Origin of the sequence: Pseudomonas laurylsulfatiphila (assembly GCF_002934665.1) — a bacterium.
Taxonomy (GTDB): Bacteria; Pseudomonadota; Gammaproteobacteria; order Pseudomonadales; family Pseudomonadaceae; genus Aquipseudomonas; species Aquipseudomonas laurylsulfatiphila.
The window spans coordinates 333,610-347,918 of the sequence record NZ_NIRS01000005.1; the positions used below are offsets into that span (position 1 = coordinate 333,610).

A 14,309-nucleotide genomic window follows, 5' to 3' on the forward strand; every position below is an offset into this window, starting at 1 on the left:
TGCTGACTGGAGTCCCTATGCGCCGTTTGCTTTTATCACTGCTGATGTTCTGCGTATTGCCCGCCTGGGCAGACGGCCACGACCAGTTGTACAAGGTCGCCGGCTGGCCGGAACAACGCGCGCATTTCAACGACGCCCTCTCGGCTGCCCAGCAACGCTACCAGGGCAGCCTGCCTCCTGCGGTGTATCAGGCTCTGGTCAATAACAGCAATCAGCGATTTTCCGCCCAGGCCGTGGACCAGCGCGCCGAAGCGCAATTGCGCAAGAACCTCGCCGATCCAAAACCTGCACTGACGTTTTTCCAGTCGCCCCTGGGCAAGAAGATCGTTGCTGCCGAGTTGCTGGCGACCCGTCGCGACCAACTGGCAAAAAATGCCAAGGGCTTGCCAAAGATGCAGGCCAGCGACAGCCGCCTACTGATCATCGGCCATCTGGCACAAGCGCTGCCTGCTCGCGAAGCCGGCGCGGAAGTCAGCCTGGCGATTGCCGGTGTGGCCGCCGACAGCCTGAGTTCGATGATCCCGGGATTGCTCGGTGCCGGTCAGGCCCAGGGCATGCTCAACGGCCAGCGCCAGCGCCTGATGGACCAGATTGGCAGCGACCTGAACAACACGCTGCTGTATGTCTATCGCGACCTGTCGGACGACGAACTGGAAGAGTTCGCGACCTTCGCCGAATCGACGCAAGGTCAGGCTTACTATCAGGCGGCACTGGCGGCGATTCGCGCGGGGTTGGCGGTGGGACAGAGCAACTCGAACCTGACGCAGTGATTTTCGGCGCCTGACAGATTGCTATCGCGGGCAAGCCCGCTCCCACAGTGTTTTGAGTCAACCCACTATTTTGTGATCACCGCGAAACCTGTGGGAGCGGGCTTGCCCGCGATGGGGCCCGAACTGTTGCTAAGGATTCCGACCCTTGATCCGCTTGGTCAAAAACCCTAGATACTCCTGCCGCATCACCAGTGTTTCATTCGCCAGATGATGCCGCGCCTCAGGCAACATCAGGACCTGCGGCCTATCAAACTTGCCCCGCAACACTTCAAGGTTATGCTCCCAATCCACGGTCATGTCTGCCTGCCCCTGCACGATCAGCGGCCGCCTGGTGCTGACCGGCGCCGCCTCAACGCGTTTGATCCAGCGTGCCAGCGCGCCCACCCAGGCTGTCGGCAGACGCAGCGGCTGCAATGGATCGGCTTGCAGGAACGGCAGAAAGGCCGGGTCGTTGGAGTTCTCGCTGAAGCGCCGGGCAATGGCTTTGACGAACGGCCTGAGCAAGTAATAGCTCAGATGCGACCAACCCCACGCTCGCGGCCGCACCAACGGTGCCAACAGAATCACCTGACCCTGGGCCGGGCTGCTCGCCCCCGCATGCAACACATGATCGATCACGATCGCCCCACCGGTACTTTGCCCGCACAGGTGCCACGGTTGCGGCAAATCGAGGGATTGCGCCTCGCTGAACAACCCTTGCAGCGTGTCCTGGTACTCGGCGAAATCCCTGATGCTCGCCCGCTCGCCGCTGGACAAGCCATGCCCCGGCAGGTCACAGGCAATCACCGCAAAGCCTTGGTCCAAGGCCCATTCGATCACATGCCGGTAGAGCCCGGTGTGGTCGTAGAAGCCGTGGATGACAAACAGCGTCGCCTTCGCCCGCTCGGGCCACCAGAACTGGCTGACCAGCTCATAACCATCGACCTCGAAGCGCCCAAGACCGCTGCGCACCTGACGCGGCGCAAAATCCAGCCCGTAGAATTGCTGGTAGGCCTGCGCCTGCGCCGACAACGGCTGCCCGGCCGCCAGTGGCAGCAAGCTTGCACGTAGAAGATCAGGGTCGAAAGTGGCCGGCATGGACGATTCCAGAGCGTGAAACGGACTTTATAGGCCTGCGATATTCTTCTGTCGCGGCAAGCATGGCAAGCTAGCCGACCTTCGAGGACTGAACCGATGCGCCCGCCCTTTCGCGCCACCCTGTTTGCCAGCCTGCTCACCGTGGTGTGCGCCGGCGTATTGTGGGCGGCCTACGACTGGTTCCAGGGGCGTTACCTGCGGGCATTCAGCGAACACACTGCAATGTTTTCGGGTGATCCGCTGCGCCTTCCCGATGACCTCGCAGGCCCTGGCGCCATCCGCCTGGTGCATTTCTGGGACCCGGCCTGCCCGTGCAACGTCGGCAATCAACAACACCTGACCGAACTGGTCGAGCGCTATGTCCCCCATGGAGTGGAATTCTATGCCGTGCAAAAACCCGGTAGCCATGGCCAGTTACCGGGCACCTTGAGCCGCCTGAAAACCATCGACGTCCTGCCCGGCTCCGAACAGATCCCCGCCAGCCCGGCCGTGGCGATCTGGGACCGCAGCGGCAAACTGGCGTACTTCGGCCCCTACAGCGAAGGCCTGACCTGCAATTCCAGCAACAGCTTTATCGAACCCATCCTGCAAGCGCTGGATGAAGGCCGTGCGGTGAGCGCCACGCACACACTGGCCGTGGGGTGTTACTGCCCGTGGCCTGTCGATCCGGCGAAGTAGGCCAAGACACGCCAATACGAATCCCTCCTACGGGCGATGCGCCAAACCGGCGCGTCGTGTTAAACAGTGCCACCTGGAATCACAATAACAACAAGGAGTTCCCATGAAACGCAGCTTGACCGCTCTCGCGCTGTTGATCGTCGTGCTGGCCGCCGGAGCCGGCTGGTACCTCTACAGCAAGCAGCCGTCACGCCAGGGCATGGTGGAACTGCAACACCTGCAAGGCTCAGTCACCGTGCGCTACGACGAGCGCGGCGTTCCGCATATCCGCGCCGACAACGAAACCGACCTGTACCGCGCGCTCGGCTACGTGCATGCCCAGGACCGCTTGTTCCAGATGGAAGTCCTGCGTCGTCTGGCTCGTGGCGAACTGGCCGAGGTGCTCGGACCGAAGCTGCTCGACACCGACAAACTGATGCGCAGCCTGCGCATTCGCGAACGCGCTGAAACCTACTTCGCCAATCTCGACAAACAGTCACCCTCGTTCATCGCCATGCAGGCCTATCTGGACGGCATCAACCAGTATCAGGACAGCCACGCCAAACCCGTGGAGTTCGATGTGCTGGGCATTCCAAAACGCCCGTTCACCGCTCAGGACACCATCAGCATCGCCGGTTACATGGCCTACAGTTTTGCGGCTGCATTTCGTACCGAACCCTTGCTGACATTCGTGCGCGATCAACTGGGCCCCGACTACCTGAGCGTTTTCGATCTCGACTGGCAGCCCAAAGGCGTGCTCAACGGGACCGCACCTTCCCTGGCCAGCGCCGACTGGAAAGACCTCAACGCCCTCGCCCGCCTGAGCGAACAGGCCTTGGCTGACAACGGCCTGCCCCAGTTCGAGGGCAGTAACGCCTGGGTCGTCGCGGGCAGCCGGACCCAAAGCGGCAAGCCACTGCTGGCGGGCGATCCGCATATCCGTTTTTCCGCGCCGTCGGTGTGGTACGAAGCACAACTCTCGGCGCCGGGCTTCGAACTCTACGGCCACTACCAGGCCTTGATGCCGTTCGCCTCACTGGGCATGAACAACGACTTCGGCTGGAGCATCACCATGTTCCAGAACGACGACCTCGACCTGATCGCCGAGAAGGTCAACCCGGACAATCCCAATCAGGTCTGGTATCGCGGCAAGTGGGTGGACATGGTCACCAGCGAGCAGAAGATTGCGGTCAAGGGCCAGGAACCGGTGACGCTAGTGCTGCGCCAGTCGCCCCACGGCCCGATCGTCAACGATGCCTTGGGCAGTGGCGTCGGCAAGACACCGATTGCCATGTGGTGGGCGTTTCTCGAAAGCCAGAACCCGATTCTGGACGGCTTCTACCAGCTCAATCGCGCCGACACCCTGGTCAAGGCCCGCAGTGCCGCGGCAAAAATCCAGGCACCGGGCCTGAACGTCGTATGGGCCAATGCCAAGGGTGACATCGGCTGGTGGGCAGCGGCGCAACTGCCGAAACGTCCGGCGGGTGTACGCCCATGGTTCATCCTCGACGGCAGCAGCGCCGAGGCCGACAAAGATGGCTTCTACCCGTTCAGCGCCAACCCTCAAGAAGAAAACCCGGCGCGGGGCTACATCGTCTCGGCCAACTTCCAGCCGGTGTCGCCGACCGGCATGGAGATTCCCGGCTATTACAACCTTGCCGATCGCGGCCAGCAGCTCAATCGCCAGCTCAGCGACAAAGCCGTGAAATGGGACCTGGAAAACAGCCAGAAACTGCAACTGGGCACTACCACCGCCTACGGCCCGCGCTTGTTGGCGCCGCTGCTGCCGGTGTTGCGCGAAGTGGTGAGCGACCCCGCCGAACTCAAACTGGTGGAGCAACTGGCCCAGTGGAAAGGCGACTACCCGCTCGATTCGACCAGCGCCACGCTGTTCAACCAGTTCCTGTTCAATCTGGCTGACGCGACGATGCACGATGAGCTGGGCAACGAATTCTTCGAAACGCTGCTTTCGACCCGGGTGATCGACGCCGCGCTCCCCCGCGTGGCCGCCAACGCCGATTCACCGTGGTGGGACAACCGCAGCACCCTCGGCAAGGAGACCCGCGCCGACACGGTGAAGGCCGCCTGGCAAGCCAGCCTCGCCCACCTCAAGAGCACCCTCGGCGCAGACGCCTCGCAATGGCAGTGGGGTCGCGCGCACACCTTGACCCATGGTCATCCGCTAGGGCAGCAAAAGCCGCTGGACCTGGTCTTCAACGTCGGCCCCTTCGCCGCACCCGGCAGCCATGAAGTGCCGAACAACCTCTCGGCGAAAATTGGCCCGGCACCCTGGCCCGTCACCTACGGCCCTTCGACCCGGCGCCTGATCGACTTCGCCGACCCGGCCCACAGCCTGACCGTCAACCCGGTTGGCCAGAGCGGCGTAGTGTTCGACAGTCACTATGATGATCAGGCCGAGGCCTACATCGAAGGGATGTACTTCCAGGCGCATCTCAATGATGAAGAAGTCACGGCCAATACGCGCAGTACGTTGAAGCTGTTGCCGGCGCGGGCGGCTCAGTAATTTTGCATTGGCTGGACCGGCCCCTTCGCGGGCAAGTCGGATCGCCGCACCGCCGCTCCCACAGGGATCTGTGTCGAACACAAATTTTGTGAACACCAGAGAAACCTGTGGGAGCGGGCTTGCCCGCGAAGGGGCCCGCAAGAGCAATGCAAATTCATGGTTCAAACCATCGCCGCAAAATTCAACCTGAACTGTTGCGGCGTCACCCCCAGCCTGCGATTGAACACACTGCGCATGTGCTGGGCATCGCGGAAACCGCATTGATAGGCCACGGTCTTGAGCGGCGCACGAGTGCTTTCGAGCATCACCCGCGCCGCATCGACCCGCGCGCGTTCGACGAACTCGGCCGGGGTGATTTTCGCTTCCCTGGCAAACACCCGGGAAAAATTGCGCGCGCTCATGTTGGCCGCATTGGCCAGGTCGGCGATGGCTAAATCGCCCGTCAGGTTGGCCAGCACGTAATGCTGAACCATCGCCACCGCCGAGTCCGGTTCGGCGTGGGGCGTGAGGAACGGGCTGAACTGCGACTGCCCGCCCGAACGCTGGGTGAACACCACGAGCCGCTTGGCGACATTCAGAGCCACCTCCGGCCCGTGATCCCGGCCCAACAGATACAACGAAAGATCGATCCCCGCGGTGACCCCGGCCGAGGTGAACAGGTCGCCGTCCTCAACGTACAGTCGATCCGCGTCCACCCGAGACGAGGGGCACAGCGCCGCCAGATCCGATGCGTCCTGCCAATGCGTGGTGACCGTGCGCCCCTCCAGCAACCCGGCGCGGGCGAGCATGAAGGCACCGTTGCAGATCGAGCCAAACCGTTGCGCCCGCCCGCAGGCCCCGCGCAGCCAGGTGTCGAACGCCACGCCGAAACTCATGAACGGCAATTGCGGCCCGCCCGCCACCAATAACAAGTCGTACGCCTCGAGCGCTTCGCTGAAGTGCCGATGGGCATTGAGTGCCAAACCGTTGGAGCACGCCATCATCCCGTGCTCGACGCCGATCACCTCCAGCCGATAGCGATCCTGCGGGGCAAGGAATCGATTGGCCTCGGAAAACACATCCATGGGGCCGGTGACATCCAGCGACTGGACGCCGGCGAAGACCACGATGGCGATGGTTTTACTCATGACGTGAATCGCCTCCTTTGGATCTGATTGCACCTTCCCTCTGTAGGAGCGAGCCTGCTCGCGATGAAATCAAAGACGCCGCGGGGTATCAGGTTCCCCGCGTTATCGTTGACGACCATCGCGAGCAAGCTCGCTCCTACAGGGTTTGCATGCACCCTAGCCAAACCAGGCGCAACAAGCGAGGTTGGCGCGATATGCATGCTCATTGGCCGGGATCGCAGCCATGGCGCGATTGTCCGGTTTCGGGGGGCGGAACAGACTGGAACCCTCAGCGCCACCCAGGCGTTCACGACGAGGAAAACTCCATGAGCACCACCATCGCCGGCATCAGGATCCCCGACAGCGCGCTGGCCAAGGCCACCACCGAGTACATCCGTGACATCGAATCGGACCTGCTCTACCACCACTCACGTCGGGTCTTTCTGTTCGGCACCCTGAGCGGCGAGCGCAAGCAATTGGCCTACAACCCGGAGTTGCTGTACGTCGGCGCGATGTTCCATGACCTGGGCCTGATGGAGGGTCACCGCAGCGACAACGAGCGTTTCGAAGTCGACGGCGCCAATGCGGCAGCCGCATTTCTCAAGCCTTACGGGCTGAGCGACGACGATATCGAACAGGTCTGGCTTTCGATTGCCCTGCACACCACACCGGGCGTTCCTCAACACTTGCGGCCCACCGTGGCACTGGTAACGGCGGGTGTCGAGATGGACGTGCTGGGCATGGACTACGCGGCATTCTCCACCGTGCAGCGTGAAGCGGTGGTGCATGCGCATCCACGGGGCGAGGGGTTCAAGGAGTGCATCATCTGCGCGTTTGCCGATGGATTGCGTCATCGTCCGCAGACTACGTTCGGGAATGTGAAGACGGATGTGCTGGTGGATCAGGAGCCGGGATTCAAGCCGATGAATTTCGTCGAGGTCATTCGCCAATCCCCTTGGATTTCCTGACCGCCAAAGAACCTGTGGGAGCGAGCTTGCTCGCGATGGCGGCATCACAGTCAACATCGATGTTGAATGTCAGTCCGCTATCGCGAGCAAGCTCGCTCCCACAGGGGGTCGGGTTGACCGCAGTGTTGTGGTCAACCCGATTTCAGGCTCAAGCCGCTTCCGGTGCCTGCGCGCGACGCACGTCCGGTTGCTTCCACGAATCGGCGGCCGCTTCTTCGATCGCTTGCTGGATCGCACGACGACGGCCTTCTTCGGCGCGACGGCTGAAGAACCAGACCAGGAAAGTCACGATCGACACGGCCAACAGGATCAGGCTGGCCACGGCGTTGATCTCGGGTTTCACGCCCAGACGTACCGCCGAGAACACTTCCATCGGCAGGGTCGTGGACCCCGGGCCCGACACGAAGCTCGCCAGCACCAGGTCATCCAGCGACAGGGCGAACGACATCATGCCGCCCGCTGCCAGCGACGGTGCGATCATCGGGATCGTGATCAGGAAGAACACTTTCCACGGTTTCGCGCCCAGGTCCATGGCCGCTTCTTCGATGGACAGGTCCAGCTCGCGCAAGCGTGCCGAAACCACCACCGCCACATAGGCCGCACAGAACGTGGTGTGGGCGATCCAAATGGTGACGATGCCGCGTTCCTGTGGCCAGCCGATCATCTGCGCCATGGCCACGAACAGCAGCAACAGCGACAGACCGGTGATCACCTCAGGCATCACCAGCGGCGCGGTCACCAGGCCACCGAACAGGGTACGACCCTTGAAGCGCGTAATACGCGTCAGGACGAACGCCGCCAGGGTCCCCAGCGCCACTGCCGCGACGGCGGTGTAGCAGGCGATTTCCAGCGAGCGCACCACCGAGCCCATCAGTTGCGAGTTGTCGAGCAGGCCGACGTACCACTTGATCGACCAACCGCCCCACACCGTCACCAGTTTCGAGGCGTTGAACGAATAGATCACCAGGATCAGCATCGGCAGGTAGATGAACAACAGACCCACTACCAGCATCAGGCTGGAGAAACGGAAGCGCTTCATTCTTTACCCTCCATTTCCTTGGCCTGACTGCGGTTGAACAGGATGATCGGCACAATCAGGATCGCCAGCATCACCACCGCCAGGGCAGACGCCACCGGCCAGTCACGGTTGTTGAAGAACTCTTGCCAGAGCACTTTACCGATCATCAGGGTTTCCGGGCCGCCGAGCAGTTCCGGAATCACGAACTCGCCCACCACCGGGATGAACACCAGCATGCAGCCGGCGATGATGCCGTTTTTCGACAGCGGCACGGTGATTTTCCAGAAGCTGTTGAAGGTGCTCGAACCCAGGTCCGACGCGGCTTCCAGCAGGCTCTGGTCGTGCTTCACCAGGTTGGCGTACAGCGGCAGGATCATGAACGGCAGGTAGGAATAAACCACACCGATGTAGACCGCCAGGTTGGTGTTGAGGATCTGCAGCGGCTCGTTGATCCAGCCCATGCTCATCAGGAAACCGTTGAGCAGGCCGTTGTTGCTGAGGATGCCCATCCAGGCATACACGCGGATCAGGATCGCGGTCCAGGTCGGCATCATGATCAGCAGCACCAGCACCGTCTGCACTTCCTTGCGGGCAACGGAGATGCCGTAGGCCATCGGGTAGCCGATCAGCAGGCAGAGGATGGTGCTGAACAGCGCCATCTTCAACGACCCGAGATAAGCAGCGATGTACAGCTCGTCACCGGCCAGCATCGCGTAGTTGCCCAGGTTAAGCAGCAACTGCAGCTTCTGCTCGGCGTAGCTGTAGATTTCGGTGTAGGGAGGAATGGCCACGTCCGCTTCGGCGAAGCTGATCTTCAAGACGATGAAGAACGGCAGCATGAAGAACAGGAACAGCCAGATGAAGGGAACCCCGATGACCATCTGACGGCCACCGGGAATTATTCGATTGAGGCGGCGTTTGAATTTGCGCATGTTCATGAGCGAAGTACCACGCCGCTATCGTCTTCCCAATACACGTAGACCTGATCACCCCAAGTCGGCCGCTGGCCACGGCGCTCAGCGTTCGCGACGAAGGACTGGACGATCTTGCCGCTCGGCAATTCGACGTAGAACACCGAGTGGCCGCCGAGGTAGGCGATGTCGTGCACCTTGCCACTGGACCAGTTGTATTCGCAGGTCGGCATGGTCGGGGTCACGAGCAGTTTTTCCGGACGGATCGCGTAGGTCACGGATTTGTCTTGCACCGAGGTGCTGATGCCGTGGCCCACATAGATCTTCCGGTCGAGGTCCTTGCAGGTGATGATCGCGTGACCCTCGGCATCGTCGATCACTTCACCGTCGAAGATGTTGACGTTACCGATGAATTCACAGACCAGGCGGCTGGTCGGGGTTTCGTAGATGTCGATAGGGCTGCCGATCTGGGCGATCCAGCCCAGGTGCATGATCGCGATGCGCTCGGCCATGGTCATGGCCTCTTCCTGGTCGTGGGTCACCATGACGCAGGTTACGCCGACGCGCTCGATGATCTCCACCAGCTCCAGCTGCATCTGCGAACGCAGCTTCTTGTCCAGTGCGCCCATCGGTTCGTCGAGCAGCAGCAGCTTCGGGCGCTTGGCCAGGGAACGGGCCAGGGCCACACGCTGACGCTGGCCGCCGGACAACTGATGCGGCTTGCGCTTGGCGTACTGGCTCATCTGCACCAGCTTGAGCATGTCGGCCACTCGCGCATCGACTTCGGCGGCAGGCAATTTGTCCTGCTTGAGGCCGAAGGCGATGTTCTGCGTCACGGTCATGTGCGGGAACAGGGCGTAGGACTGGAACATCATGTTGATCGGCCGCTCGTAGGGCGGCATGTCGGTGATGTCTACGCCATCGAGGAAAATGCGCCCCTCCGTGGGCCGTTCGAAACCTGCGAGCATGCGCAGCAATGTGGACTTGCCCGATCCCGAGCCGCCGAGCAGGGCGAAGATCTCGCCTTTCTTGATTTCCAGGGACACGTCGTCCACGGCAATCGTCTCGTCGAACTTCTTCGTGACCCGGTCGATTTTGACCAGCACCTGTTTAGGTTGCTGGTCGCCCTCGAGGGCTTTCTTATAGGCGCCGGAGGCAACTGCCATTTACGAAACTCCCAAAAAAAAAGAGTGCAGTTCGCTCAAGGTGAGCCAACTTTGGATAGTCTGAGCCTTGAAACTATTTACCCGACTTGACCATGGTCCAGCTGCGGGTCATCAAGCGTTGAATCTTCGGTGGCAGCTCGACGGACACGTAGGTCTTGTCGAGCACCTCTTGCGGTGGATAAACCGCTTCGTCGGTGCGAATGGACTGTTCCATCAGTTTGTCCGACCCCGGGTTAGGGTTGGCATAGCCGACGTAATCGCTGACCTGGGCGATAACCTCGGGTTTCAGCAAATAATTGATGAACGCGTGGGCTTCCTTGGGGTTGGCCGAATCCTTCGGAATCGCCAGCATGTCAAACCAGAGAGCGCCGCCTTCTTTCGGAATGGCGTAGGCGATGTTGATGCCTTTCTTGGCTTCTTGGGCACGGTTGCGGGCCTGGAAGATGTCGCCGGAGAACCCGACCGCCACGCAGATATCGCCGTTGGCCAGGTCGGTGATGTACTTGGACGAGTTGAAGTAGGTAACGTAGGGACGCACGGCCAGCAACTTGGCGGTCGCCTTCTTGTAGTCTTCCTCGTTGGTGCTGTTGGCGTTCAGGCCCATGTAGTTAAGGACTGTCGGCATCATTTCATCAGCGGAATCGAGGAACGCCACGCCGCATTTGTGCAGCTTCTTGATGTTCTCGGGCTCGAACAGCACGCTCCAGGAGTCAATCTTGTCGACGCCCAGCACGGCCTTGACCTTGTCGACGTTGTAACCGATGCCGTTGGTGCCCCACAGGTACGGCACGGCGTACAGGTTGCCCGGATCGTTCTGCTCCAGGCGCTTGAGCAGCACCGGGTCGAGGTTCGAGTAATTCGGCAGCTGCGACTTGTCGAGCTTCTGGAAAGCACCGGCCTTGATCTGCTTGCCGAGGAAGTGATTGGACGGCACGACCACGTCATACCCTGTATGCCCGGCCAGCAACTTGCCTTCCAGGGTTTCGTTGGAGTCAAAGACGTCGTAGACCGGTTTGATCCCGGTCTCTTTCTGGAAGTCCGCCAGAGTGCTCTCGCCGATGTAGTCCGACCAGTTATAAATATGCACGGTGCCGGCGGCCTGGACACTGACCGCAATCGTCAGCCCGGCGCCGACCAGCATGGCATTGCGCAACAAAGAAAAAATAGGCACGTGGAGGTCCTCTAAAATTAGTTGGGCCCAAGTTGCCCCGCGTTACATGACAACCGTGATTGCCCAGCAACAAAACCGGCGCGCAACTTACCCTCGAAAAACCGTTCCAGCAAAACTTTTATGCAGATACCTGTAGGAGCGAGCCCGCTCGCGATGGTCGTCAACGATGACGCTGGGTGCCTGACACCCAGCGGTGCTCTCAGGTTCATCGCGAGCGGGCTCGCTCCTACAGGGGTTTTACTTATTTACCCGATTTGATCTTGGTCCAGCTGCGGGTCATGATCCGCTGGGTCGCGGCCGGCAAGTCGGCAATCGCGTACAGCTTGGCCAGCACGTCCGCCGGCGGGTAAACGCCCGGGTCGCTGGTGATGTCTTTATCGACCAACGGAGTTGCAGCCGCGTTACCGTTCGGGAAACGCACGGCGTTGGTGATTTCAGCCATGATTTCCGGCTTCTGCAGGAAGGTCATGAACTTGTAGGCGCCTTCGACGTTTTCGGCATCTTTAGGGATGGCGACCATGTCGTAGAAGCTGCCGGCACCTTCTTTCGGAATGTTGTAGCTGACTTTCACCTTGTCACCGGCTTCGGCAGCGCGGGATTTGGCCTGGTAAATGTCACCCGAGTAACCCACAGCCACGCAGATGTTGCCGTTGGCGAGGTCGGAGATGTACTTGGACGAGTGGAAGTAGGCGATCGAAGGACGGACCTTCATGATCAGCGCTTCAGCCTTGTCGATGTCTTCTTTCTTCTGGCTGTCGGTTGGCAGGCCCAGGTAGTGCAGCGCCACCGGAATCATCTCGGTTGGCGAGTCCAGCAGGCTGATACCGCACGCTTTCAGCTTGGCGGCGTTTTCAGGCTTGAAGATCAGGTCCCAGGAATCGACCGGTGCGTCGGCACCCAGTGCTGCCTTGACCTTCTCGGCGTTGAAGCCGATACCGATCGAACCCCACATGTACGGGAAGGCGTGCTCGTTGCCCGGGTCGCTCACGGAAACGGCCTTGAGCAGGTCGGTGTTCAGGTTCTTCCAGTTAGGCAGCTTGGACTTGTCCAGCTTCTGGTAGACGCCAGCCTTGATCTGCTTGGCCAGGAAGTTGTTCGACGGTACGACGATGTCGTAGCCGGACTTGCCTGCCAGCAACTTGGCTTCCAGGGTTTCGTTACTGTCGAAGACGTCATAGACAACCTTGATGCCCGACTCGTCTTCAAACTTCTTGACGGTGTCCGGTGCGATGTAGTCGGACCAGTTGTACACGTGCAGTACTTTGTCATCGGCCTGAACCGCGCCCGCCATCAACCCCATCACGGACATGGCAAGCAGAGTCTTGCCAGCGAGCTTTTTACCTAGTGCCTTCATGCGTAATGCTCCAAATTTTTCTTTTTTGAACCACTTGTTCAGCGACCGAACCCGGGCAACTGGAACCGCGGCTAGTCTGGCAAGATCCACATCGGTCTTTCAAGGAAACGGCCACGCTTTCTGACAGTTCTGAGCGAAAGTTCCTACTTCATATGCAGAACTTCGGACTTCCGCTCAGAGCCTAGCACTTAGCCCTGCAATGCACTCAGGGTCAGGTCAAGACACTTGCGAGCCTTGGTTACCAGCTCATCGATTTCCGCCGGTGTAATCACCAGTGGCGGAGCGATGATCATGGTGTCGCCGACGGCGCGCATGATCAGGCCGTTGTCGAAGCAGAACTGGCGGCAGATCATGCCGACGCCCTTGCCCTCATAACGCTTGCGCGTGGCCTTGTCCTGGACCAGTTCGATGGCCCCCAACAAACCGACCCCGCGAACTTCACCCACCAGCGGGTGATCGTTCAGTTCCCGCAGACGCTTTTGCAAATACGGTGCCGTTTCTGCATGGACGCGCTCGATAATTTTCTCGTCGCGCATGATGCGGATGTTTTCCAGCGCCACCGCAGCCGCCACCGGGTGACCGGAGTAAGTGAAGCCGTGGTTGAAGTCGCCGCCTTCGTTCAGGACTTCCACCACTTCGTCACGCACGATCAGGCCACCCATCGGGATGTAGCCCGAGGTCAGGCCCTTGGCGATGGTCATCATGTCTGGCTTGAGGCCGTAGAAATCGCTGCCGAACCATTCGCCGGTACGACCGAAACCGCAAATCACTTCGTCAGCCACGAACAGGATGTCGTACTTGGCGAGGATTTCCTTGATGCGCGGCCAGTAGGTGTCTGGCGGAATGATCACGCCACCGGCGCCCTGGATCGGCTCGGCAATAAAGGCACCGACGTTGTCGACGCCGACTTCCAGAATCTTTTCTTCCAGTTGGTTGGCCGCCCATACACCGAATTCTTCCGGGGTCATGTCGCCGCCTTCGGCGAACCAGTACGGCTGGGCAATGTGAACGATGCCCGGGATCGGCAAGTCGCCCTGTTCATGCATGTACGTCATGCCACCCAGGCTCGCGCCGGCCACGGTGGAACCGTGATAGCCGTTCTTGCGGCTGATGATGACTTTCTTGTTCGGCTGGCCCTTGATCGCCCAGTAGTGGCGAACCATGCGCAGCATGGTGTCGTTGCCTTCAGAGCCGGAACCGGTGAAGAACACATGGTTCATGCCTTGCGGCGCGATGTCGGCGATGGCCTTGGCCAGTTCCAGTACCGGCGGGTGCGCCGTCTGGAAGAACAGGTTGTAGTAAGGCAGCTCGCGCATCTGTTTGCTGGCGGCATCGGCCAGTTCATCGCGACCATAACCAATCGCGACACACCACAGGCCGGCCATGCCGTCGAGGATCTTGTTGCCTTCGCTGTCCCAGAGGTAAACGCCCTTGGCGTTGGTGATGATCCGCGGGCCTTTCTCTTTCAGCTGTTTGAAGTCGCTGAACGGGGCCAGGTGGTGATCATTGCTCAAGGTTTGCCATTCACGGGTTTGCGGATTGTTGCTGGTCATACGAATCTCCTAAAAAAATCAGGTGAAGGCGCCA

12 protein-coding genes are annotated in these 14,309 nt (G+C 60.4%); 4 read left to right on the forward strand and 8 right to left on the reverse strand.

All coding sequences use genetic code 11. The features are described 5' to 3' along the window. Positions 1–17 precede the first annotated feature (17 nt). Positions 18–770, forward strand: coding sequence for a DUF2059 domain-containing protein (locus tag CD175_RS20050; protein WP_102699611.1), 753 nt, complete (start codon positions 18–20; stop codon positions 768–770). 129 nt (positions 771–899) lie between these two features. Here the strand turns inward: CD175_RS20050 and bipL are convergent, their stop codons facing one another. Continuing rightward, positions 900–1,847, reverse strand: coding sequence for a phospholipase BipL (gene bipL, locus CD175_RS20055; protein WP_104450189.1), 948 nt, complete (start codon positions 1,845–1,847; stop codon positions 900–902). A gap of 96 nt (positions 1,848–1,943) precedes the next feature. On the opposite strand from bipL, the gene CD175_RS20060 reads away from it, so the two are divergent. Together CD175_RS20060 and CD175_RS20065 are read left to right on the forward strand one after the other, a co-directional pair. Beyond that, the gene (locus tag CD175_RS20060; RefSeq protein ID WP_104450190.1) at positions 1,944–2,525 is read left to right on the forward strand and encodes a DUF6436 domain-containing protein; all 582 of its coding nucleotides are present in this window, start codon (positions 1,944–1,946) and stop codon (positions 2,523–2,525) included. Positions 2,526–2,628: 103 nt separating this feature from the next. Then, a complete protein-coding gene (locus tag CD175_RS20065) occupies positions 2,629–5,028 on the forward strand; it encodes a penicillin acylase family protein (protein ID WP_104450191.1) in 2,400 nt (799 codons plus the stop codon). A 161-nt stretch (positions 5,029–5,189) separates the two neighbouring features. Here CD175_RS20065 and CD175_RS20070 read toward each other — a convergent pair whose 3' ends face one another. Next, positions 5,190–6,155: a GlxA family transcriptional regulator gene (locus CD175_RS20070; RefSeq protein ID WP_104450192.1), complete on the reverse strand. Its 966-nt coding sequence runs from the start codon at positions 6,153–6,155 to the stop codon at positions 5,190–5,192. Between the two features lie 305 nt (positions 6,156–6,460). Between CD175_RS20070 and CD175_RS20075 the strand changes: the two genes are divergently transcribed. Next, positions 6,461–7,102 (forward strand): HD domain-containing protein, encoded by a 642-nt coding sequence (locus CD175_RS20075; RefSeq protein WP_104450193.1) that lies wholly within the window; start codon positions 6,461–6,463, stop codon positions 7,100–7,102. A 148-nt stretch (positions 7,103–7,250) separates the two neighbouring features. Here CD175_RS20075 and CD175_RS20085 read toward each other — a convergent pair whose 3' ends face one another. From CD175_RS20085 to CD175_RS20110, 6 genes are all read right to left on the reverse strand, one after another. After that, positions 7,251–8,141: an ABC transporter permease subunit gene (locus CD175_RS20085; RefSeq protein ID WP_104450194.1), complete on the reverse strand. Its 891-nt coding sequence runs from the start codon at positions 8,139–8,141 to the stop codon at positions 7,251–7,253. Next, positions 8,138–9,019, reverse strand: a complete 882-nt coding sequence (locus tag CD175_RS20090) for an ABC transporter permease subunit (protein ID WP_240629020.1) — start codon at positions 9,017–9,019, stop codon at positions 8,138–8,140. Before CD175_RS20090 ends, CD175_RS20085 begins: the two co-directional genes overlap by 4 nt. Before the next feature lie 35 nt (positions 9,020–9,054). Then, entirely contained in the window at positions 9,055–10,197 is a 1,143-nt protein-coding gene (locus CD175_RS20095) for an ABC transporter ATP-binding protein (RefSeq protein WP_104450196.1), read from the reverse strand. 73 nt (positions 10,198–10,270) lie between these two features. Next, positions 10,271–11,368, reverse strand: a complete 1,098-nt coding sequence (locus CD175_RS20100) for a polyamine ABC transporter substrate-binding protein (protein ID WP_007976363.1) — start codon at positions 11,366–11,368, stop codon at positions 10,271–10,273. A gap of 241 nt (positions 11,369–11,609) precedes the next feature. Continuing rightward, on the reverse strand, positions 11,610–12,722 hold the full coding sequence (locus tag CD175_RS20105) for a polyamine ABC transporter substrate-binding protein (RefSeq protein ID WP_104450197.1): 1,113 nt from the start codon (positions 12,720–12,722) through the stop codon (positions 11,610–11,612). Positions 12,723–12,910: 188 nt separating this feature from the next. Beyond that, the gene (locus CD175_RS20110) at positions 12,911–14,275 is read right to left on the reverse strand and encodes an aspartate aminotransferase family protein (protein WP_015097273.1); all 1,365 of its coding nucleotides are present in this window, start codon (positions 14,273–14,275) and stop codon (positions 12,911–12,913) included. Positions 14,276–14,309: the final 34 nt, after the last annotated feature.

Bases quoted from the DNA above. Each gene is read 5' to 3' on its own strand.
- CD175_RS20050 (WP_102699611.1), top strand. From the start codon at position 18: ATGCGCCGTTTGCTTTTATCACTGCTGATGTTCTGCGTATTGCCCGCC.
- bipL (WP_104450189.1), bottom strand. From the start codon at position 1,847: ATGCCGGCCACTTTCGACCCTGATCTTCTACGTGCAAGCTTGCTGCCA.
- CD175_RS20060 (WP_104450190.1), top strand. From the start codon at position 1,944: ATGCGCCCGCCCTTTCGCGCCACCCTGTTTGCCAGCCTGCTCACCGTG.
- CD175_RS20065 (WP_104450191.1), top strand. From the start codon at position 2,629: ATGAAACGCAGCTTGACCGCTCTCGCGCTGTTGATCGTCGTGCTGGCC.
- CD175_RS20070 (WP_104450192.1), bottom strand. From the start codon at position 6,155: ATGAGTAAAACCATCGCCATCGTGGTCTTCGCCGGCGTCCAGTCGCTG.
- CD175_RS20075 (WP_104450193.1), top strand. From the start codon at position 6,461: ATGAGCACCACCATCGCCGGCATCAGGATCCCCGACAGCGCGCTGGCC.
- CD175_RS20085 (WP_104450194.1), bottom strand. From the start codon at position 8,141: ATGAAGCGCTTCCGTTTCTCCAGCCTGATGCTGGTAGTGGGTCTGTTG.
- CD175_RS20095 (WP_104450196.1), bottom strand. From the start codon at position 10,197: ATGGCAGTTGCCTCCGGCGCCTATAAGAAAGCCCTCGAGGGCGACCAG.
- CD175_RS20105 (WP_104450197.1), bottom strand. From the start codon at position 12,722: ATGAAGGCACTAGGTAAAAAGCTCGCTGGCAAGACTCTGCTTGCCATG.
- CD175_RS20110 (WP_015097273.1), bottom strand. From the start codon at position 14,275: ATGACCAGCAACAATCCGCAAACCCGTGAATGGCAAACCTTGAGCAAT.